A 20,477-nucleotide genomic window follows, 5' to 3' on the forward strand; every position below is an offset into this window, starting at 1 on the left:
GTGACTAGCTATTGTTTTACTTTGGCGGGCTCGGGCAGGAAAAAGCTGCCGATAAAAAAGCTTGAGCTTACCAGGGTGATTAAAATAAAGGCCTGGGAAAAATCCCCCTGGTTGACATCCACCAGTTTGCCGAATAACCATAATACCAAGGTAGTCATCAGGTAGCTGATTGACCAGAATAAACTAAAGACTATGGTAATTTTTTCACTGGTCATTTGCGGCAACTCCTGGGGCAGGGATACCAGGGCGGTAATGGGGAAAAAAATCACAAAGCCGAGCACCATGGCGCAAATGGTTTTAACTGTGATGGAAGGGCTAAAGGTTAAGCCGATAATGGTGATGACCATCACCAGTCCCGACCAGCGGATCACCGGCAGGCGGCGGGGAAATTTCAAACTGTAGATGATGCCTGCCAGGGTACCTAAAATACCGAAGGTGATCACCAGCGCGCTCTGGCTGATCCCGGCCCGGGGATAAAAAGTGAACAGGCAAATGTAAAAGGAGAGTAATCCGGCATAAGTAAGGGAGTAGACCCAGTTGAATTTGTCCTTTAAGGCGTGACGGTAGCTGTAATCGGCTTGCGGACTTGTCTGGCTGTGATTGTCGGAGGCGCTTTGCTCCTGCTCGAATTTTACCAGCATCCATATTACGCCCAGCAGCAGGCTGGCCAGGGAAAACAGCATTAAACTGCTGCGCCAGCCGCCGGTGAAGGCATTGATATCTGCCATCAAATATAAAATGATGGCGGTACCTATATTAAAGGCCACGGCATTTAAGCCGTTTACCACAGGACGTTCCCTGGCGCTAAAGCAGCGCATCACCACGGGGTTGAAATACACTATCATCAGCGCCCCCCCCAGCCCCATAATAAAACGGCTTAGCAGTAACAAATAATAATTTGGCGATAACGGTGTCAGTACGCCGACGGCAATCAGCACCATGGACAGCAACAGGGCGTTTTTCAGGCCGAGTTTTAGCGCCAGCAAGGCAGCAATAAAAGTGCCGAGGATTTTTGCCAAGGTAACCGCGCCGCTGATAAAGCTGGCATCGGCCAGGGAGTCCACCGACATTGCCGACATGATATTGCTCATGCTGGCAGTACCGCCGACCCAGGCCATGGCGAACAGGATATAGCTAACAAAAACAATGCTTTCTATTAAATATTTGTTGCTGATATGCATATATGTTACCTTCAAACAGATGCAGCGATTGTGATTTCAGCTTACCTTAGTCGGGTGAAAAAAAATCTACTACCTTAGTGCTATAGGGGAAAGGGTAAGTACTTGCTAAACTGCTGATTTCAAGGGCAAACTCATGGAGGAGATATTATGGTCCACTCTGGTTGGTCCGGTTTAAGGAGTCAGCTATGCAGGCCTGGCTAGCTATGGATACCTGGCTGATTTCCTTGCTCTCCCTGGGTTATCTGGCCTTATTGTTTGTGGTCGCCTATCTCGGGGAAAAACAACCGGTTTCACAGTGGCGCAGCCGCCCCTTTATTTATAGCTTGTCCCTCGGGGTGAGTTGTACCAGCTGGGCGTTTTACGGCACCGTCGGGCAGGCGGCAACAACGGGTTATGCGATTGCTCCTGTCTATATCGGCACTATTTTTACCCTGGTGCTGGCCTGGCCGCTGCTGTTGAAAATCCTGAAAATAAGCAAGCAACAGAATATTACCTCCATCGCCGATTTTATTGCCTGTCGCTATGGCCGTTCGGCCCGGATCGCCCGCCTGGTAACCCTGGTAGCGTTAGTGGGCACCATTCCCTATATTGCCCAGCAGCTGCGGGCGGTAAGTGCGAGTTTTAATTTGCTCACCGGCACCCATCAAAGCGGCAGCCAGACCATATTAGCGGTAACCTTAGTGCTCACGGTTTTCAGCATCCTCTTTGGCACCCGGCAACTGGCGGCGAGCAAGCAAAACCAGGGACTGGTGCTGGCCATAGCCTTCAGCTCCGTGGTTAAGTTGCTGGCGTTTCTTTGTGTCGGATTTTTTGTGACCTATGTGATGTTTGACGGCTTTTCCGGTTTATCTGCTTTGGCTTTCCTGGAAAATTTGCCTGACAGAGGCGCCGGTGGCGGTGAATATGGTTTTTATCCGGCCCTCTCCCAGGCGATATTGGGGGCGATCACTATATTAGTGCTGCCGCGGCAGTTTCATATGATGATGATTGAAAACCATCACAGCGATGAACTTAAATCTGCCCGCTATTATTTCCCCCTGTACCTGCTATTGATCAACCTGTTTGTACTGCCCATTGCCATTGCCGGGCAGTTAACCTTTAGCCAGGGGGAGGTCAGTGCCGACAGTTATGTGCTCACCCTGCCGTTGATTGCCGGGCAGGGCTGGCTGGGGGTGGTGGCCTATCTCGGCGGTTTGGCGGCAGCGGCCAGTATGGTGATAGTGGCGACCATAGTGCTCAGTACTATGGTTGCGAATGAAATTGTGAATCCCCTATTACTCAGGTTAGGCGAACTTAAGTTAGCAGGAGTTAACTTAGGATTTTCCCGGTTAGATCACTTGATGGGGCGGATAAAGCCGTATTCCGGCGGCTCTCTGCTTTTTATTCGCCGTTTGGCGATTGTGGGCATTTTGTGCCTGGGGCTGTTTTTTGAACGCCTGATCAGTCAGCAGGATACCCTGGCGAGCTTAGGTTTATTATCTTTTGTGCTGATGGCCCAGTTGGCTCCCTTGATTCTCGGCGCCCTGTACTGGCGAAAAGCCTCTAAAAGCGCGGCCTTGACGGCACTTGCCGCCGGCGGCCTGCTGTGGGGCTATACCTTATTGCTACCGGGCCTGTTCGGCGACAGTCCGTTTATGGCTCACTGGCTTGAACACGGCCCCTGGGGAATAAAGTGGTTGGCCCCCCAGTCATTGTTTTTTCTGGAACTTGACGCCATCAGTCACGGTTTATTGGTCAGTTTACTTGCCAACGGCGTTATTTTTATTTTGATGTCCCGCTATGGACGGCGCAGTGTCGGTGAAAAACTGCAGGCGGATATCTTTTTGGATAAATCGCCTGCGATGCCGCCAATGAAGCTGACCATAGCGGATCTGGCGAATCTGTTGCGGCGCTTTGTCGGCCAGGGGGCCAGCGATGACTTTCTCTCGTCAATCGATAAAAAGCACGCCATGGCCAAACCAGCGTCCGATTTTTTAGTGGCCCGGGTCAGGGTACAGCTGGCGGGAGTGTTAGGCTCGGCCTCTACCCGCCTGGTGATGAAAGCTGCGGTGCAAAGTCAGGAGATGCCGCTGGAAGCGGTGGCCAATATCGTCGATGAAGCCAATGAAGCCTTGCGCTTTAACCGCGAGCTGTTGCAGGCGGGCATTGAAAGTATCAATCAGGGGATCAGTGTGATTGATGCCGATATGCGCCTGGTGGCCTGGAACCAGCGTTATCTGGAGTTGATGGACTATCCGCCGGGACTGCTTTGTGTCGGTAAACCTGTGGCTGAGCTGTTGCGTTTTAATGCCGAGCGCGGGGTGATCCCAACCCGGGATATCGAAGGCATGATAGTGCGGCGTCTGGATTATATGCGTCGGGGCTGCCGTCATTATCACCAGCGGATCTGGTCCAAGGGCATCGTCTTGGAAATCCAGGGACAGGCGATGCCGGGCAAGGGGTTTGTCACCACCTTTTCTGATATTACCGAGCATATCAATGCCAAAAAGGCGTTAAAAGAAAGCAATGAATTATTGGAAAAACGGGTGGAAAAAAGAACCGAGCAACTGGCGCTGGCCAAGCTTGAAGCGGAAAGGGCCAACCAGAGTAAAACCCGCTTTCTGGCCGCCGCCAGCCATGACTTGATGCAGCCTTTTAATGCCCTGAGTTTATATACCTCTATGCTCAGGCAAAAAGCCCGGGGCTCGGATTTTGCCGCCATTGCCGAGAACATCAGCGACTCCCTGGCCTCGGCAGAAATGCTGTTGTCGGACTTGGTGGAGATCTCGAAACTCGATGGCGGGGCGTATAAAACCCGGTATTCGGTGTTTCCCCTGGACGAAGTGCTGGCGCCGCTGGCAAAAGAATTCATCCTGTTGTCACAGGACAGGGGAGTGCGCTTTCATTACCAGCCGTCTACTTGTTATGTTTACAGCGATAAAAAACTGCTCAGGCGTATTGTTCAGAACTTCCTGACCAATGCCGTGAATTATTGCCGCCAGGGACGGGTGGTGCTCGGGGTTCGCCGCCAGGGGCAATTTATTTCCCTGCAGGTATGGGATAACGGCCCGGGCATAGCAAGTGACAAGCAAGAGGTGATTTTTAAAGAGTTTGAACGCATCAATGACAGCCAGGATACCCCGGGATTGGGACTGGGCCTGGCCATTTGTGACCGTATCGCCCGGTTATTGGCTTTGCCGATAGGTTTGCATTCACTTGTTGGTCGCGGCACCGGCTTTACCTTGCGCCTGCCCCAAGGAAATGCGCCTGAGCTGGCTGTGGCCGAACGGACAGAAGAAAAAGTTGCTCACTTAACCCGGGAACTGTCAGCGACCCAGAGCCAGAGCAGGCAAAGCCGGGAGGATAATATCGTGCCTTTACGCGGTGGACAAAAGGCGGAGCAGATCCTGATCATAGACAATGATCCCGGAGTCTTGCAGGCGATGCAGTCGCTGCTGGAAAGCTGGGATTACCAGGTGATTGCCGTTGAAGATAAAAGTCAGCTGGAAGCGGCATTAGCAAATGCTCCGGGCAGCACGCTTGCACCTATATTGGTGATCGCCGATTATCATTTAAGCGAAGGGCATAACGGGGTGGATGTCACCCGGGAATTGCTGGCGACCCGGCAATGGTCCATCTCCTGTATCATCAATTCCGCCGATCCCGGGGAAGCGGTGCGGGCGCATGTGATTGAGGCGGGATACCGCTTTATCCGCAAGCCGATCAAAGCCATGGCACTGAAAAGGTTGATCAGGGAATTAAAGGGCCCATCGGACGACACCAAGAGCCGGGCAATGGATTAAAGTGCCCGGACGTCCTGTTAGTTAATGGTGGTGGGCGGCATTAAGCTGCTGAAAGGCAATGCCCGCCTGGGTGCGGTTATTAATCTCAAACTTGGCTAAAATTGCCGAGACATGTTTTTTAACCGTAGTTTCACGAATATTCAGCCGATAGGCAATTTGTTTATTGAGCTGGCCGTCGGCAATCAGCTCTAATACCGTATATTGCTGCGGGGTTAACTGCGCCAGTTTTTCCGCCAGTTTTTTATCCGGACTTTGCGCTTCCCGGTGATGCAGCTGCCGGCTTTGCTCCGCCAATAAACTTTCGGGCAGCCAGGTATTGCCTTCGGTGACGGTATTGACGGCCCGGGCAATCGTGGTGAAGTCGGCGGATTTTGGGATAAAAGCGCAGGCGCCAAGGTCGATGGCTTTGCGCATAATATCCGGGTTATCTTCGGATGAGATCATCACCACCGCCACGTCAGGGTAATGGTTGAGCAGCCGGGTGAGTCCGCTAAACCCTGTACTGCCCGGCATATGCAAATCAAGGAAAACCAGCTCTATGGCAGACTGTGCTTCTATCAGCGCGATCAAATCGTCGAAATTATCGGTTTCCAGGATGGTTTCATCTTGCGGGGAGCCGTTTTCCAGGTACTCGCCTGCGATACACTGGCAAAGGGCCTGTTTCAGCGCCGCCCTGAACAAAGGGTGATCATCGGCAATTATGACTTGGCTTAGGCTCATGGCAAACATTATCATCCGTAATAAAAGGCTTAGTGATACGTTATCGTAATTTGATTGATATGACTATTATTATTCCGGGGGACTTGCCCGCAACTTGGTCAACTTTGCGGGCAAGCGGTTGGGAAATCCGGGGTTAAAAGTTATAGCTCAGTGACAAGGCGACGGTTTCCGGGTCGCCGTAATAACCGATCAAAGTCGTGTCTCCCCCGAGTCCCGGGGAGTAGCTGCCGTCATCATTCGGGGTGACAAAGGCATAGTTGCCCACCAGGTACTCTTTGTCGGTAATATTTTTCCACTGCAAACTGGCCTGCCAGTGATCGTTATTGCTGTACCAGGTCAGTCCCAGGTTGGCTAAACCGTAACCTTCCTGGGTCAGCAGGTTGTCGGTGACGGTTAAGTCATAACTGCTGCGGTAATAATAATTGCCGTTGAAGACAAAGCTGCCGAACTGGCTGTCAAAGTCATAGCTAAAGCCCAGATTCATGGTGGTATTGGGAGTATTGCTGACGGTGAAGCTGTCGCTGATATCAATTTTATTGCCCTGTTCGTCATAGGATTTCACCTTGTCAAAGGAAGAATCTATGGTGCCGATAGTGGCGAACAGGTTCAGGCTGTCGGTGGCGGCATACTGGATTTCTATTTCCGCGCCGCTGGCATCGGATGTGCCGATATTCCCGAGGCGCTGGTTTAAGTCGGCAGCACTTTCTCCCGGCAATACAGTGACAAATTGCCTGTCTTTGTGGTCCAGGTAAAATAGGGTAGCGTTGACCCTAAGGCTGTTAAACCACTCGCTTTTTATACCGACTTCGAAGGAGTCTACCAGTTCCGGATCTGCGGCCGGCTCGGCCATTTCAGCCCTGGGATTAAAGGTGCCCGATTTAAAGCCCTGGGCGTAACTGGCAAAAAGCATCATATCCCTGTGGTATTGGTATTCAAGGCCAAGTCTGGGGGTAAATCTGGACCAGGTTTCGGAGTCATCCAGTACGGTAGGTATAAAAGCATTGATGGTTGCCTCGTCGCGAATATATCCCGGCACCCAGCCGGAGTCCGGGTAGATGGTTTGGGTAATAACGCCATTTTTGACCTGGGCATCTTTTTCTTCACGGGTATACCTTGCCCCTAAGGTCATGGATAACTTATCGGTTAAATCATAACTGCCCTGGGCGTAAATGGCGTAACTTTCGCTGTTATTACAGCCGCTTACCTCCCGGGTAAGTCCTTGCTCGCCGATAGCATTGCCAAATACTTCCAATATGGCGTCAAACTTGCCGCAGGACTCGCCATCATAATAATAAAGACCGGATACCAGGCTGAGTTTGTCGGTATCATAGTTAAGCTGGAATTCCTGGCTAAACTGTTCGTCGTCATAAATGGCCGGCACATCAAAGATACGCAAACTGGTATTGTCAAAGTCTATATTGGTGCGGGAATCGCTTTCCCTGCGGGCGGTGGTGGACTTAAACGACCAGGCTTCATTAATGTCATAAGTGACGCTCAGGCTCACCCCTTCGGTTTCCACCTCGTTCCAGGTAGGTAAGCTGGTATAAGAGTCGTAGACACTGTCGGGCACGGGCGCGTCGGTTAACAGGCTGGGTATCAGGCGGTAACCCCCTTTGGCATTGGAGTCGTCGTCGGTTTTATCATAGTTGAGGCGGATAAAAAGCGCATCGCTTGGGCTGTACTCCAGCGTTAACCTGCCGGCAAAAACATCTTTGTTGTAATTTTCCCTGTCCTGGTTGTCGAGCTCTGAGGTAATAAACTCGCCAAAACCGTCGCGGGTGAGGCGGGCACCGGCAAATCCCAGGTAAAGCTCGTCATCAATTAAGGGCACTTGTCCGGAAATTTGTACATCCCGGCGGGAGTAATTACCCACCGTAGTGTTGATGCTAAATTCACTCTCGCCGGTCATGGCCCGGGTTACGTATTTAATGGCGCCCCCTATGGTGTTTTTACCATATAAAGAGCCCTGGGGACCGCGCAGGATTTCTACCCTTTCGACATCTAAAATATCCAGCACCGCTCCCTGGGGGCGGGCAATATAAACATCATCGATATAGATACCGACCCCGGGCTCATAACCCCAGAGGGGGTCTTCCTGGCCAACCCCGCGGATAAAGGCGGTTAAGGTGGAATTGGTGCCCCGGCTGCGCTGTAAAGTGGTATTTGGGGTGAACTGCTGGACCTCGGTCAGGATACTGATCCCGTTTTGTGCCAACTGCTCGGCCCCGACAGAGGTGATGGAAACGGGAACTTGCTGCAGGTTTTCCACGGTTCTGCGTGCGGTAACTTCGATGTGCTCCAGCGAGCCTGCGGTGTCGTTATCGGCTGCATCGGTTGAGGCGGCACTTGCGAGATTGCCGTTTAATGCGCCGGCGATTGCCAGGGCAAGATAACACCGGGTTGATTTTAGCTGCTTCATTGCGATCCCTTTCCTTAGTGTTAGTGCCGATTTTTTCTTTCGAGAAAAAGCACTTGGTTATCAACATATTCCAGCATATTTCTTGTAAAACTCTTATGACAACTTTTCCCAGATGTTTAATGGCTGCAGATATGTCTTTGTTAACTATCGACTCTAACGCAAAAAAGCGTAAAAACAATGTGTACTATAGTAGTATTTGGCGTCTCAGCCCTTTGCTTTACTATTTTTTCCGAGTCAATATTGTTAATTAGCTAAAAACGGCTCTGCTTGTTTCAATATTGATTTTTCTGCGGGAAATAGCATTAAATATCAGATTTTACTTGAAATTATGTCAATGTCCGCTTAACTGATTTTTGATCCGTTAAGGAAAAGAGCTGAGAAAACGGGATTAATAGCAGCGAGTGTCACCTGGTGGCATCATTAACTAACACAGGAGTGTGGATATGAACAATAAAGTAGCGGTTGTCACCGGTGGCGCCAGTGGTATTGGTTTTGCCGCCGCCAAAGCCTTATCTGAAGCCAACCATACCGTAGTGATTGCTGATTTATCCAAAGAGCAGGGATTAGCTGCCGCGGAAGAGCTCGATTGTGATTTTGTTCAGGCAGACTTATCTTTAGCTAAAGATAATTTTAGGTTAATTGAATCTACAGCTGAATCGCATGGCAGTGTTGATGTGTTGGTCAATAATGCCGGTTTTCAGCATGTCTGTCAGCTGGCTAATTTTCCCGAAGATACCTGGGAAAAAATGTTGACTGTGATGCTCACTTCTCCCTTCCTGCTGACTAAATATGCCTGGCCTTATATGAAGAAAAATGGCTGGGGCCGGGTGATCAATATTGCTTCGGTACACGGCATGATAGCTTCGCCTTATAAATCAGCCTATATCAGTGCCAAACACGGTTTATTGGGATTAACGAAAACCGCGGCGCTGGAGGGAGGAGAGCATGGTATTACCGTTAATGCCATTTGCCCCGCTTATGTTAAAACCCCTTTAGTGGATAAACAAATATTGGCGCAGGCACTGAACAATAATATGTCACCGGATGATGTGATTTCTCAGGTGATGCTGAAAAATGCCGCCATCAAGAAGTTAATCGAACCGGAAGAGGTAGGGGCATTTGTAGCCTATCTTGCCAGCGATATTGCCCGCTCATTTACCGGAGCAAGCCTGGCACTGGATTTGGGCTGGACTGCCCAATAGCTTTAGCTGTGTTAACGTTTTTTAGTCGGTAAGAAAGTAAAAAGCCCGCGAAGCGGGCTATTTTACATGTGTTATTCGTTTTATTATTTACTTGGAGTTATTAGCGTCTTTGAGGATAACAATACTTAGGATGGAACTTTCCTGCGTCGGAAAATACCTAAGCCGGTCAGGGCTAAAGCAAAAATTGCCAGAGTTTCCGGCTCAGGCACATCGCCGTGGCGGGTGATGAGATCAATGTGTAGATGCATATCATTGGTGACCTGGGTTTCCGGTAAGGAGAAGTGTACGCTGTGCGCCCCCCAATCCGTTAATACCCCGCTCATATTGGTGATGACATTAATACCAACAATTTCCCCGTCCATTAAACTGCCATCGGCATGACGCCAGTCGAGGTCGGTTAACCAAAAGTCCAGGTAACCCTGGCCGTCACAAGTGAACCAGCCGCAATAGGGACCATTATCGAAGGTCACCCAAATAGACTCGGCACTGATGTCTATGCTGATGGAATTCTGGAAATTAAAGTAATCGGGATATTCTACATCTGCGCCGACAATGGCAGGCATCTCGCCATTGCCTTCACATGCAGGATCCGGAGAGCCACTGCTTTGCATACAGGATAAGAGAACTTCATCACCCATTAACGACGCTGAGGCGGTTGCTCCCCAGCATAAAACCGTTGCGGTGAACAGGTAAGCTAATAGTTTTTTCATCATTATTTCCTCGATATAAATCTTCAGTAAATAAGACAGCTCTGTACGAGCAAACAGGTAGCAGCAGGTATTAAGCCAAGATAATATTTATTAGCTAAATCTGTATTTTATAGACGACAAACTTTAAGTGTTTATAAAATAGACAGTTGATTGTATAAAAAACGGACAGTTTTAAACGTTTAGAAAATCGACAGTTGGTTGTGTAAAAAACGGACAGTGCGGGGGCCTGCTTTTGTGGGAGTTTAGTTTTTAAGGGAAAAGCCCGCAATTGCGGGCTGTGGTATTTTTGGCAGTCCTTTTGGGCTTATCAGAGTAAGGCATGGACTTTTCTGCGTCGGTAATAAATTAAACCAGCCAGCGCTAAAGTCAATAAAACCAAGCTGCCCGGCTCAGAAACACCGATATCATCATTTTCTCTTAACTGCCCGGTATCATTACTGGTGATTAAACCTATATGGAGAAACATATCGCTGGTGACTCTTGTTTCCGGCAAGGCAATATGGATACTGTGATCGGTGAAGCCTGTTTTTACTCCAATCATATTGGTGGTGATATCTAAACTCACCAGTTTGTTATCCATTATATCCAGCCAGTCGAGATCGTATAACCAAAACTCTAAAAAGTCTTCATCATCGCAAGTAAACCAGCCACAATACGGACCACCATCAAAAGCCAACCAGATTGAATCGGCGTTTACATCAATACTGAGAGAATTTTTGAAATTAAAGTAATCGGGATACTCAATATCTTCACCCACTATGGCCGGAATGTCGCTATTGCCTTCACATAACGGATGGTCACTGCCGCTAGCTTGCATACAGGATAAAAATATTTCATCCCCTATTAAAGAGGCTGAGGCATGAGCGCCAAAAAAATATAGACCCAGGGTTAAAACAAGAGATATTAACTGCTTCATAATAACTTCCTCTTAACTTGCTGTTGTAATGATATACGGGGCAAAGCAAGAACAACCTGCAGAAATTAAGCCAAAAAAATGATTGCCGGAAAAACAGGAAAAATTATGGCTGTTGAATATTTTCCGGGCGAATAAAAAAACAAACTCCCTCGCCTACAAGTCTTGTTATATAGGGTTATTGAGAAAAGTCGGCATAATAGCTGGTCTGAAATAAAAATGCTTTTAGCTGCTTTATTAAAGCGAGTTTTTTTACAGTGCAGCAGGTTATTGGTTACTTGTTTGCACATAAGAAAAAGTTTTTGCCCGTTTAAGGTGCAATTTCTTTATGAGAGCTTATCTTAGCACGGGAGTCAGTTAATTGGGGTCAGGTGTGTAGACATAAAAAAGCTCGCCAGGACGAGCTTAATTTTCAGGAGGGGGTCTGGACTTGATTATTGGCTTACGGCAGATTTTTTTCGTCTGCTATAAGCTAATCCTGACAGGGTTAAAGCAAATAAAATCAGGGTGCCTGGCTCTGGTACGTCGGCATTATGTTTGGTGTCGACATCATGGTCGGTTAAAAGATTAATATGGATAAACATACTGCTGTCTACGTCGGTTTCCGGTAAGGCAAAGTGTACGCTGTGATCGTCATATCCGGTTTGTATGCCTGTCATATTGGTGATGACGTCTATACCGGTAATAATACCGCCGGGCATATCAACCCAGTGAAGATCTGTTAACCAGAATTCTAAAAAACCCTGGCCGTTGCAGGTGAACCAACCACAGAAAGGACCGTTATCAAAGGTTACCCAGATAGAATTAGCGTTGATGTCGATACTGAGGGAATTTTCAAAATTAAAATAGTCGGGATATTCAACATCGGCTCCTACTGTCGCCGGCAGGGCACCGTTACCTTCACAGAGTTCATGATCGGAACCGCTCGATTGCATACAAGTTAAAAAGACTTCATCGCCCATTAAAGATGCAGAAGCGTTAGCTCCCCAAAGCAAAACAGTGATGGTTAAAACAAGAGATATTAACTTCTTCATAATAACTTCCTCAGGTATAACTTTAGTAAATGAGTGCCGGTTGGCGTATAGGGAGGAAATTGCAGATATTAAGCCAAAAATATTTTCACCTTAAAAGTCTATGACTTATGGGTGAAGATTAAATTTTATCCAAAGTTTTATGGTTATTGCTGTATAAAAAATAGACAGTTATTGTCTTGTGAGGGCGGCGGTTAATGTTTTTATCGAGGGGACAGCCCATAAAAGCTGGCTATGGGCTGATGTGTCACTTTTTATTGGTGAAGACAAGTCTTTGTTATAATTGCCAAAATTTTGCAATTTCGCTGACGGCTGATAAAGGCGCTGCCAGCATGTAGTCTGCCGGAGGCGTCTGTTTGGGAATCACAGGTAATCCGTGTTTAAGGTTGAGCATTTCAACCTGTTTTACCAATATTTCATTTTTGCTATTACGCCACTCTCTGATCAGGTATTCATCATGTTCTATGGTGTTATTAGCCTGTGTTATACCGTTTAAGCCTGCCCATTGCTGTGCCAGTACCGTGGCGTTTTTTGGATTGACGACGGTATCTTTTATCCCGGACCAGATGGTGAGCCTGGGCCATTTGCTCCGGTTGGGATGTTGCTGCAACACGATATCGATAAATTCCCGGGGACTTTTACCTGGTCCGCTTTTCATACAGGCGATGGCTTTGATTAAGTTGCTGGCACATTGATAGGGTAAACCGCCTATGATGGCGCCCGCGGCAAACAAGTCTGGATAATTAGCCAATAAAGCCGCCGTCATCGCGCCTCCTGCGGACAAGCCGGCAATGAATACCTCGCTGGCTTGGTATTTTTTTTGGCTGTAGGTGATCATATTAAACAGGGATAACATTTCTCCCGAATGTTTGCTGATATCATTTTGGGAAAACCAATTGAAGCAGTTGGCGACATTATTGGTTTTTTGCTGTTCGGGTAACAACAAAATGGCATTTTTTTCCCGGGCTAATGTGCCCATACCGCTGTCTTTGGCAAAAATTTTTGCCTGCTGAACGCAGCCATGCAGCAGCACGACCAGCTTGGCGCCCTTCGGTCGTTCGGGGAGTTGGATATAGGCATTTAACTCCCCGGGGTTATCGCCAAAGTTTTCCAGTGCCGTTATGGTTTTGTGCCCGGACATTTCCGGGGGGGAATTGAAAGCTGATGCCGATTTTGCCCAAACAGTGCAAGCCGCAAGGTACAGGGTACAGATAAAGAGCAGATTCAATATTTGCCCGTGGGAAATTTTATTCATGGCATATTCCTTTAAAACCTGGGGGAGTTTTTATAATGACGGCTAATTCCGTGTTTAGGCAATGGTACTTTAGTCCCTTTTGGTTATTTTGGCCTTCTACTTGAGAGTTTTTTGCGCTTGCCCGGCATTGTGACTGGTTTTGAGGGACAAAAGTAGCATATTGTTTTTTGGCATAAGGGGTTAAAGTCAACGGGATGATTTATTTTAAAGGAAGAAAATAATGAAACTTACTCTTTTGATGTGTTTAGCCTTAGTATTTTCAGGGCATGTTTTTGCCTGTAAGGACAATGTTGTCCTGGTGCACGGCAATAGCGCCAGTGTCGATAGCTGGGATAATACCTATCAGTTATTACTTGAAAACAATTACAGCAGCGATAACATTTATCGCCCCGATTGGGGCTCTAAAAGCTGCGCCGCGTGTAATGATCACAGCGGCAGCGAAGAAGTGCCGGTCAAAGAAGCCATTATTGCGGCAATTGCCAATTCCTGCAGCGGAAAAATTGATGTCATCACCCACTCCATGGGCGGGACTTTGGCGGCGCAGCAAATTGTCCAGCTTAATGCCGCCGCATCAATAGATACTTTTGTCGGGATTGCCGGCGCCTTCAGGGGCTTGTGGAGCTGCGGGGTTTATCCTTTTAATGTCTGGTCTCCTACCTGCGGCGCAGCCGGACTGTCGGTACAAAGTCCCTTTCTTCAGGCATTAAATGGCCAGGTACTGGCGGATAGGGTTTACTCCATTAAAAGCAATATCGACCAGGTGGTTTGTGCCACCGGTGTTTGCAGTGTTTCCGGTGTGCATACTAGCCGTATCTGGTCGGAAGAAAACAGCTTTACCTATGTCCTGGGACACTTTGGTTTGCAGTCAGATACTGCCGAGTTGCAGCTCAGCCTCATTCAATAGCCCGGCAAGTGTTGGCGGCGATACTTTCGCCGCTTAGGCTGTTTTGTGCGATTCATTTCACTTCCCGTCTTTTTTCAAGGCCGAGTCATTGTTACTATGGCCGGGCTTAGATTATTTAGACAGGAGTATGCTGTGCAATCAGGTGCAGAATCTGTGGTGGTACTGGATTTTGAAACCACCGGCCTTTCCCCCGACAACGGTGACCGGGCCATTGAAATTGGCGCGGTACGCTTGCAAAACGGCATCATCACCGAGCGTTTTCAGCAGCTTATGGATCCCGGACGCCGTATCAGTCCCTTTATTGAAGATTATACCGGCATTACCAATGCCATGTTAGCCGATGCCGCACCGGTATCGACCGTGATGGCGGACTTTGCCGACTTTATCGGCGACGATAACCTGGTCGCTCATAATGCCTCGTTCGATAAGCGCTTTTTAGATGCCGAACTGGCCAGGATTTCCAGATCATACCCGGGAGCATTTGCCTGCTCTTTACTGGTTTCCCGCAGGCTCTATCAGGATAGCCCGGATCATAAGCTCGGCACTTTGGTGCGCTGGAAAAATATTGCCGGGGAGGGAAACTTTCACCGTGCCCTCTACGATGCCGAAATGACAGCGTATTTATGGCTAGCCATGCTGGAGGATATCCGGGAGCAGAGCCGGTTATCCGATGTCCCTTTTGACTTGGTCACTCAGCTATCAAAAACCGCGAAAAAATCCGTCGGCAGTTTTTTCAGCCGCTGGTAGCCAAGCTTTGCTTTTATGGTAAAAGGAAATAAAAAACCTGGCTAAGCTTTTGAAATCAAGTTTATTATAAACATAACTATCACCTAACTATATCACTTTGGAACCAAGCCGATGATGACATTAACTTCCCGCCAGTGCCGTGTGCTCGGGGTCATGCTGGAAAAAGAAATTACCACGCCGGATCAATATCCCTTGTCTTTAAATGCCCTGACCACAGGCTGTAATCAAAAAAGTAATCGGGAACCCGTGATGTCGTTAACCGAGGCCGAGGTGCAGGATATTGTCGATGAACTGATGCAAATGAAGCTTGTCAGCGATCAGGGGGCGTTCAGTTCCCGGGTGGTGAAATATCAGCACAGGTTTTGTAATACCGAATTTGGCAGCTTGCAACTGAGTAAACAGCAGCTGGCTATTATCTGTTTGTTGTTTTTACGGGGGCATCAAACCCCGGGAGAATTAAGAACCCGCAGCAACCGCCTGGCAGATTTTGCCAATGTTGCTGAAGTCGAGCAGGTATTAAATCAGTTAAAAGACCTTAACGGTGAAAAACTGGTGGTGAAACTGGAGCGGGAGCCGGGCAAACGCGATTCTCGCTATGCCCAGCTGTTTAGTGAGTTAACCGAGCAAACGGCCGCTACAGGCGCAAGCGGTAATGACGGTATCAGTGATGGCGGTAACGATGCTCTTATGCGTATCGATGTTTTGGAGCAGGAAGTGTCCGATTTGAAGCAAGAATTGTCCCGGTTGCACCAGCTGGTACAGCAATTAAGCTGTTAACAGCTCAGGTCGGCATCGACGAGAAGAAAAGCGGGATGGCTGTGATAAATGCCCGGATTGCACCGGGCAGGATTTTTTTGTTAACCTGAGTGTCCCTGCATGAGGCTGCACAGGTTTTGGCAGTCATGCTGTCCACCCGGACGCATCGGGCAATAACTATAATCAGCACAGGACAAAAAATCGTGAAAATCACTAAAATCACCACCAGTATTTTTGTCATTACTTTTGCGGCGGGTCTGGCAACCGTAAATTTTTTCAATCACTTCTATGCGGAAAAAGCACTGCAAAACGATGCGGAGCAACTGCTTTACCAGTTTCATGACGCCATCCTCGAAGCGGATAAAATTCTTGCCGGCTTGCCCGATCCGGAATTATTTCAATGTAGCCAAAAGGACATTGAACAACTGGCGATGCTGGCATTCGAACATCCGGCGGTACGCCTGATAGGGGTGTTACATGGCGACCAGCAGGCCTGTGCCAGTGAAGAAGTGCATATCGACTTGTCCGACTACCATGAGCGGGTACTTGGTCCTATCAAGCACCAGTTAACCGACACCCATGCGCTGGCAACGGTTTCCCACGGCGATGAACATCTGGATTTGCTGATGGTGCGCTCACATGACAACAGCCGCTATTTTGCCAGTATCAATCCTTTTATGGTCAATTACCTGACCGAGTTTGTCTGTATGAACTGCCTCGAATATGAGTTTGTGATCGGTAGCCTGCCTGAGCTGGAATTTAGCGGCCGCTCCATGGCGGGAGAAACTTATATCGAATATACCGCCTCCAGAATGGAAGAGTCGGTTAAGGTAGAGCTCAATGTCAGGGGCACCCAAGCGTTTTACAACTATTATAAGGAATTAAGCTGGGTCAGCACCTTATTGTTTTCTTTCTTGTTTGCCTCAATCATTGCCTTGCTTTCCTACCGTTTGCTGAGCATTCGCCAGTCGCTGGAGCGTATCATTAAAGATGCCCTTAAATACAAGGAATTCACCCCCTTTTACCAACCCATAGTCAACAGTCTCACCGGTGAACTGGTGGGTGTGGAAATGCTGGCCCGCTGGCGCCATAAAGACGGTACCGTGGTGCCTCCTTATCAGTTTATTCCTTTTGCCGAAGACAGCGGTTTGATCATAGAGATCACCGAGCAGCTGATCCGAAAATCCGTTAAGGATGCCAAAGCCCTGGGCTGGGATAAAAGCGGCAAGTTTATCAGCATCAATATCGTGCCGGATCACTTAACCAGCAAACGGCTTTATCATTATCTGGAAGGCTTGTGCAAAGCGTTTGATTTGCCGCCTCAGGTGTTATCGCTGGAAGTGACTGAAAGAATGAAAATTGAAGATCTTGAACTGGCCAGGCAGCACCTTGAAGACTTCTACAACCTGGGCATCAATTTAAAGCTCGATGATGCCGGTACCGGCTACGGCGGTTTTTCCTATATTCAGGAGCTGGGTATCGATACCTTGAAAATCGATAAAATGTTCGTCGACACCATAGCCCGCGATGATATTAAAGGCTCGGTGCTGGAGTCGATCATCTCGTTTGCCAAATCTTCAAATTTGAAACTTATCGCCGAAGGGGTTGAAGCCCCTTATCAGGTGGAGTATCTGCAGCAGCGGGATGTGGTGATGATCCAGGGTTATGTCTATGGCAAACCTATGGCTATCGCCGAACTGAAAACCTGGATAGCTCAGCGCCAGGTTTAAAGGCACGGTAAAAATCGTCGCGGCAGCCTTATTTTATCGGGTCGCGCAGCAGATGCGCTTTGTTTAGGCTAAACCTTTGTTTTCTTAACTTTGATTAATACAGATCAAGGCGTAAAAATCTGTCTGCGCTAAGCTGGTGTCAGCTATGGGGTGAGTTTTTCACCCGCGACTTAAGAGGTTGATATGTCAGCGAGCACCACGGATGTCTTTTACCTGAATGGCCGGGGAAGTGTGGCGCAGGAGCCGGAATCATTGCGGCGTATTCCGGGCAACAGGGCAGTTTGGGTCGGTATCTTTGCCGAACTCACCGAATTTGCCATGTTCTTTATCATTTATTTTATTGCCAAGGCCCATTACCCGCAGGAATTTGAACAGGGACCGCTTAAGCTCAACACCCTGGCGGGGACTTTAAATACGGTAGCACTCATTTCCAGCAGTTATTTTGTTGCCAAGGCGATGTTTGCCATCCGCCAAAACAGGCCCCGGGACTCGGTGCGCTGGCTTTGGGGCGCCTTGTTGGCGGGCTTGGCGTACCTGGCCATTAAAACCTGGGAATATCAATGGAATGTCTCCCTGGGCATACACAGCGATACCAATGCCTTTTATACCCTGTATTACTATATGACCTTTAATCACCTGTTGCATGTCGGCTGGGCCAGCGGCACTTTGCTGTGGGCTATCTGCCGGGTGAAACAAGGGGTTTATAACGCCGACAATCATTCGGGTATGATGGCGATTGCCTGTTACTGGCATATGGTCGACCTGGCCTGGATTATCATCTTTCCACTGTTATATGTTTTACGTTAAGGGAAAAATATGTCTGCCGATGAATCAAAGACAATAGCTGCCCGAGGGACTGATGGTTTGCCGCCAGTGAAAAAACGCTGGAACAAACTCGATATCACCTGGGCGGTGTTAATGGTGGTCACCCTGCTGAACGCCTTTGTGGCGGAAACCGCCGATCCCCATTTGCTGATCACTTTTGTGATTTGTTTATCCATTGCCTATAAAGGACGCCTGGTGATAGATAACTTTATGGAACTCTATAATGCCAATAAAACCATTCGCAGTTTTATGCGCAGTTACTTCTATGTTTTTCCGGTATTAATTTTTCTGGCAGATGTTTTTTCTGCGCAAATCGCCTGGTTCACCACAATTAATTGATTTATTTTTTCTTACAAATCATATGGTTGTGAAGTTTTATCAGAAATAATTTAAAAAAATCGCATCTGCTGTCAACCAAAGTCAACTTAAGGCGTTTTTATCTATGTAATCACCAATAATTTATTAGGAGTTCTACATGTCAATGATAAAAAAATCAGTTAACTTTGTTGTTATCGCCGGATTCATCACGACTGCAACCGCCTTATCTATTTCTCAAAGCATCGCGTTCGAGCGCGGCCACCACAGAGGCAATGGCGGCTTCGACCGTTTAGACACGAATGCCGATACCCTGGTGTCGCTGGAAGAAATGACGGCTGCTGCCGAAAGCAAAGCCGCGAATATGTTAACCAGAAAAGACAGTGATGAAGACGGCCTCCTGAGCTTGGAAGAGTTTCAGCAGGGACGCAAGGGTGTGATTGCTGACTACTCAGACCTGGCGGACGATATCGTAGAGTGTGTTGCCGGTTTGCAGGAAGAAAATGCCGATATCGTGGTACCGGATGCCGATAACTTCCTTTCTCCGGAAGATAAGTTTGCTGCCCTGGACACGTCAGGCGATGGTTTTGTCGACGGTGACGAACTGGCGGCCGCGAAAGTTGCCAAGGCGACAGAGCGCTTCACCAGCTTAGACACGGATGAAGACGGCAGCGTGACGGAAGCAGAATATGAAGCGGCGAAAGCCTCACGTTCAGCCACCAGACAAGCGGTGCGCGAGTGTATTGCTGACCTGAGCGCCGAAGACGAAGCCGTTTAAACTCAGCGTATTACCTTTATCATCAACTAGCATCTGACCTTTGAGTTGATAGCGGTTTAACCACCAGAGACCTTGTTGGTTAATCCGCTATTTTTCCTGGCTTTTCTGAGTTATTTAGCCGTTGGCGCTATTAAAATTCCCCATGATGGTTTACCCTAGTTTTCTTGATTTTCAGGAAAAACTTGTTGGTATTGAGTGAAAAAAATTGAAAAAAACAGCCATCAGCGGCTGTTGCCCTTAATGGCGTTGCTTGGCGCCTCCCTGACGTCTGTAAATAGTTTTGCCGATAGCCTGGATCTCGCCTATGGTGAGTTGGAGCAACATGTTGAATTGCAAAACGAAACCTTGCTGCTAAAACCCTCCGGCCTGTCACTGTTTTTCTCCCGCGATCTGAATCCCGACTGGAATATTTCCGCGTTTTACCAGTCGATGAGTGATGATAAAAGTACCGGGGCGCTGTTGGATGTTGACGTGGATGTCGATCTCAACACCTACGGCGGCAATATCAATTATTATCAGGACAACTGGTTTTTTTCTGCCGGCATCAGCATATCCGATGACGAGCAGCAGATCTCGGCCGGTGGCACAAGGCCCGGCAGCCGCGACGAAGATACCAGTGCCCTGAGCTTTAGCACCAGTGTCGGTTATGGCGACAGCAAGGGAAACTGGTTATATGATATCTCCCTCGGCCTGCAGTACAGCGACTGGGAAGTCGATACCGACTTTGATACGCCGCCGGGAGACAACCAGCCACCGGGTTCCACCAGCAGCGATAACAGCTTAGGTGTTAATACCAGTGTTTCCCTGGGACATTACTGGAGCCTGGCGGACAACAGGGGGGTGCTGGCGGGGGCCATGCTGTCCTGGAGCTATATTTTATCGGGAGACACGGTTTCCGACAGCCAAAATACCGGCGGCGCCCGCCTTGGCGGCGAAGGTCCGCGTAGTCCGGGAGGCCGAACCGGCGGCAGCCGCACCGGAGCAACGTCTTTATCGGCAACTTCCGGGGATGACAATTACGGCCAGTTTTTAATGTATCTTTCTTATGATATCAACAGCAGCTGGTCGCTGTCTTTTGATACCGCCACGGAAATTGCCAGCGATTATTCCGAGCAAAGCTGGTCGCTGAACCTGGGGTACAGTTTTTAATCTTGCCCGGTTTATCGCGCTAAAATAATACCAATTGCATTAAGTAGATGACCAAGATTC

At 48.4% G+C, this 20,477-nt stretch carries 17 protein-coding genes; 10 read left to right on the forward strand and 7 right to left on the reverse strand.

Annotated elements, in window-relative coordinates:
- Positions 1–8: 8 nt before the first annotated feature.
- Positions 9–1,181, reverse strand: a complete 1,173-nt coding sequence (locus tag SG35_RS08750) for an MFS transporter (RefSeq protein ID WP_044830860.1) — start codon at positions 1,179–1,181, stop codon at positions 9–11.
- Between the two features lie 185 nt (positions 1,182–1,366).
- On the opposite strand from SG35_RS08750, the gene SG35_RS08755 reads away from it, so the two are divergent.
- The gene (locus SG35_RS08755) at positions 1,367–4,963 is read left to right on the forward strand and encodes a hybrid sensor histidine kinase/response regulator (RefSeq protein WP_044830861.1); all 3,597 of its coding nucleotides are present in this window, start codon (positions 1,367–1,369) and stop codon (positions 4,961–4,963) included.
- 21 nt (positions 4,964–4,984) lie between these two features.
- Here SG35_RS08755 and SG35_RS08760 read toward each other — a convergent pair whose 3' ends face one another.
- Both SG35_RS08760 and SG35_RS08765 read right to left on the reverse strand, forming a co-directional pair.
- Complete coding sequence (locus SG35_RS08760; protein WP_044830947.1) at positions 4,985–5,683, reverse strand: response regulator transcription factor; 699 nt, start codon at positions 5,681–5,683, stop codon at positions 4,985–4,987.
- Between the two features lie 133 nt (positions 5,684–5,816).
- Positions 5,817–8,102, reverse strand: coding sequence for a TonB-dependent receptor (locus SG35_RS08765; protein WP_044830862.1), 2,286 nt, complete (start codon positions 8,100–8,102; stop codon positions 5,817–5,819).
- Positions 8,103–8,545: 443 nt separating this feature from the next.
- On the opposite strand from SG35_RS08765, the gene SG35_RS08770 reads away from it, so the two are divergent.
- Positions 8,546–9,304, forward strand: a complete 759-nt coding sequence (locus SG35_RS08770; protein WP_044830863.1) for a 3-hydroxybutyrate dehydrogenase — start codon at positions 8,546–8,548, stop codon at positions 9,302–9,304.
- Positions 9,305–9,429: 125 nt separating this feature from the next.
- Here SG35_RS08770 and SG35_RS08775 read toward each other — a convergent pair whose 3' ends face one another.
- The 4 genes from SG35_RS08775 to SG35_RS08790 all read right to left on the reverse strand — a co-directional run bounded on the left by SG35_RS08775 (position 9,430) and on the right by SG35_RS08790 (position 13,213).
- Positions 9,430–10,017, reverse strand: coding sequence for a PEP-CTERM sorting domain-containing protein (locus tag SG35_RS08775; protein ID WP_084692452.1), 588 nt, complete (start codon positions 10,015–10,017; stop codon positions 9,430–9,432).
- Positions 10,018–10,321: 304 nt separating this feature from the next.
- Complete coding sequence (locus SG35_RS08780) at positions 10,322–10,930, reverse strand: PEP-CTERM sorting domain-containing protein (RefSeq protein WP_044830865.1); 609 nt, start codon at positions 10,928–10,930, stop codon at positions 10,322–10,324.
- A gap of 431 nt (positions 10,931–11,361) precedes the next feature.
- Positions 11,362–11,961 (reverse strand): PEP-CTERM sorting domain-containing protein, encoded by a 600-nt coding sequence (locus SG35_RS08785; RefSeq protein ID WP_084692453.1) that lies wholly within the window; start codon positions 11,959–11,961, stop codon positions 11,362–11,364.
- A 274-nt stretch (positions 11,962–12,235) separates the two neighbouring features.
- Entirely contained in the window at positions 12,236–13,213 is a 978-nt protein-coding gene (locus tag SG35_RS08790) for an extracellular catalytic domain type 1 short-chain-length polyhydroxyalkanoate depolymerase (protein ID WP_053042779.1), read from the reverse strand.
- Between the two features lie 220 nt (positions 13,214–13,433).
- Here SG35_RS08790 and SG35_RS08795 point away from each other — a divergent pair, with 220 nt between their 5' ends.
- The 8 genes from SG35_RS08795 to SG35_RS08830 all read left to right on the forward strand — a co-directional run bounded on the left by SG35_RS08795 (position 13,434) and on the right by SG35_RS08830 (position 20,417).
- Positions 13,434–14,117, forward strand: a complete 684-nt coding sequence (locus tag SG35_RS08795) for an alpha/beta fold hydrolase (protein ID WP_044830867.1) — start codon at positions 13,434–13,436, stop codon at positions 14,115–14,117.
- A 132-nt stretch (positions 14,118–14,249) separates the two neighbouring features.
- Complete coding sequence (locus tag SG35_RS08800; protein WP_236702510.1) at positions 14,250–14,864, forward strand: 3'-5' exonuclease; 615 nt, start codon at positions 14,250–14,252, stop codon at positions 14,862–14,864.
- A gap of 111 nt (positions 14,865–14,975) precedes the next feature.
- A complete protein-coding gene (locus SG35_RS08805; RefSeq protein ID WP_044830869.1) occupies positions 14,976–15,641 on the forward strand; it encodes a YceH family protein in 666 nt (221 codons plus the stop codon).
- A gap of 182 nt (positions 15,642–15,823) precedes the next feature.
- Entirely contained in the window at positions 15,824–17,350 is a 1,527-nt protein-coding gene (locus tag SG35_RS08810; protein WP_160298217.1) for an EAL domain-containing protein, read from the forward strand.
- A gap of 183 nt (positions 17,351–17,533) precedes the next feature.
- Positions 17,534–18,157: a cytochrome c oxidase subunit 3 family protein gene (locus SG35_RS08815; protein WP_084692455.1), complete on the forward strand. Its 624-nt coding sequence runs from the start codon at positions 17,534–17,536 to the stop codon at positions 18,155–18,157.
- A 9-nt stretch (positions 18,158–18,166) separates the two neighbouring features.
- The gene (locus SG35_RS08820) at positions 18,167–18,514 is read left to right on the forward strand and encodes a cytochrome C oxidase subunit IV family protein (protein WP_053042781.1); all 348 of its coding nucleotides are present in this window, start codon (positions 18,167–18,169) and stop codon (positions 18,512–18,514) included.
- A 136-nt stretch (positions 18,515–18,650) separates the two neighbouring features.
- The gene (locus tag SG35_RS08825) at positions 18,651–19,268 is read left to right on the forward strand and encodes an EF-hand domain-containing protein (RefSeq protein ID WP_044830870.1); all 618 of its coding nucleotides are present in this window, start codon (positions 18,651–18,653) and stop codon (positions 19,266–19,268) included.
- Positions 19,269–19,463: 195 nt separating this feature from the next.
- Positions 19,464–20,417, forward strand: a complete 954-nt coding sequence (locus tag SG35_RS08830; protein WP_044830871.1) for an SH2 domain-containing protein — start codon at positions 19,464–19,466, stop codon at positions 20,415–20,417.
- Positions 20,418–20,477: the final 60 nt, after the last annotated feature.

Source organism: Thalassomonas actiniarum (assembly GCF_000948975.2).
Lineage (GTDB): Bacteria > Pseudomonadota > Gammaproteobacteria > Enterobacterales > Alteromonadaceae > Thalassomonas > Thalassomonas actiniarum.

Bases quoted from the DNA above. Each gene is read 5' to 3' on its own strand.
- SG35_RS08765 (WP_044830862.1), bottom strand. From the start codon at position 8,102: ATGAAGCAGCTAAAATCAACCCGGTGTTATCTTGCCCTGGCAATCGCC.
- SG35_RS08825 (WP_044830870.1), top strand. From the start codon at position 18,651: ATGTCAATGATAAAAAAATCAGTTAACTTTGTTGTTATCGCCGGATTC.
- SG35_RS08775 (WP_084692452.1), bottom strand. From the start codon at position 10,017: ATGATGAAAAAACTATTAGCTTACCTGTTCACCGCAACGGTTTTATGC.
- SG35_RS08805 (WP_044830869.1), top strand. From the start codon at position 14,976: ATGATGACATTAACTTCCCGCCAGTGCCGTGTGCTCGGGGTCATGCTG.
- SG35_RS08790 (WP_053042779.1), bottom strand. From the start codon at position 13,213: ATGAATAAAATTTCCCACGGGCAAATATTGAATCTGCTCTTTATCTGT.
- SG35_RS08760 (WP_044830947.1), bottom strand. From the start codon at position 5,683: ATGAGCCTAAGCCAAGTCATAATTGCCGATGATCACCCTTTGTTCAGG.
- SG35_RS08820 (WP_053042781.1), top strand. From the start codon at position 18,167: ATGTCTGCCGATGAATCAAAGACAATAGCTGCCCGAGGGACTGATGGT.
- SG35_RS08780 (WP_044830865.1), bottom strand. From the start codon at position 10,930: ATGAAGCAGTTAATATCTCTTGTTTTAACCCTGGGTCTATATTTTTTT.
- SG35_RS08750 (WP_044830860.1), bottom strand. From the start codon at position 1,181: ATGCATATCAGCAACAAATATTTAATAGAAAGCATTGTTTTTGTTAGC.
- SG35_RS08770 (WP_044830863.1), top strand. From the start codon at position 8,546: ATGAACAATAAAGTAGCGGTTGTCACCGGTGGCGCCAGTGGTATTGGT.
- SG35_RS08815 (WP_084692455.1), top strand. From the start codon at position 17,534: ATGTCAGCGAGCACCACGGATGTCTTTTACCTGAATGGCCGGGGAAGT.
- SG35_RS08795 (WP_044830867.1), top strand. From the start codon at position 13,434: ATGAAACTTACTCTTTTGATGTGTTTAGCCTTAGTATTTTCAGGGCAT.
- SG35_RS08755 (WP_044830861.1), top strand. From the start codon at position 1,367: ATGCAGGCCTGGCTAGCTATGGATACCTGGCTGATTTCCTTGCTCTCC.
- SG35_RS08785 (WP_084692453.1), bottom strand. From the start codon at position 11,961: ATGAAGAAGTTAATATCTCTTGTTTTAACCATCACTGTTTTGCTTTGG.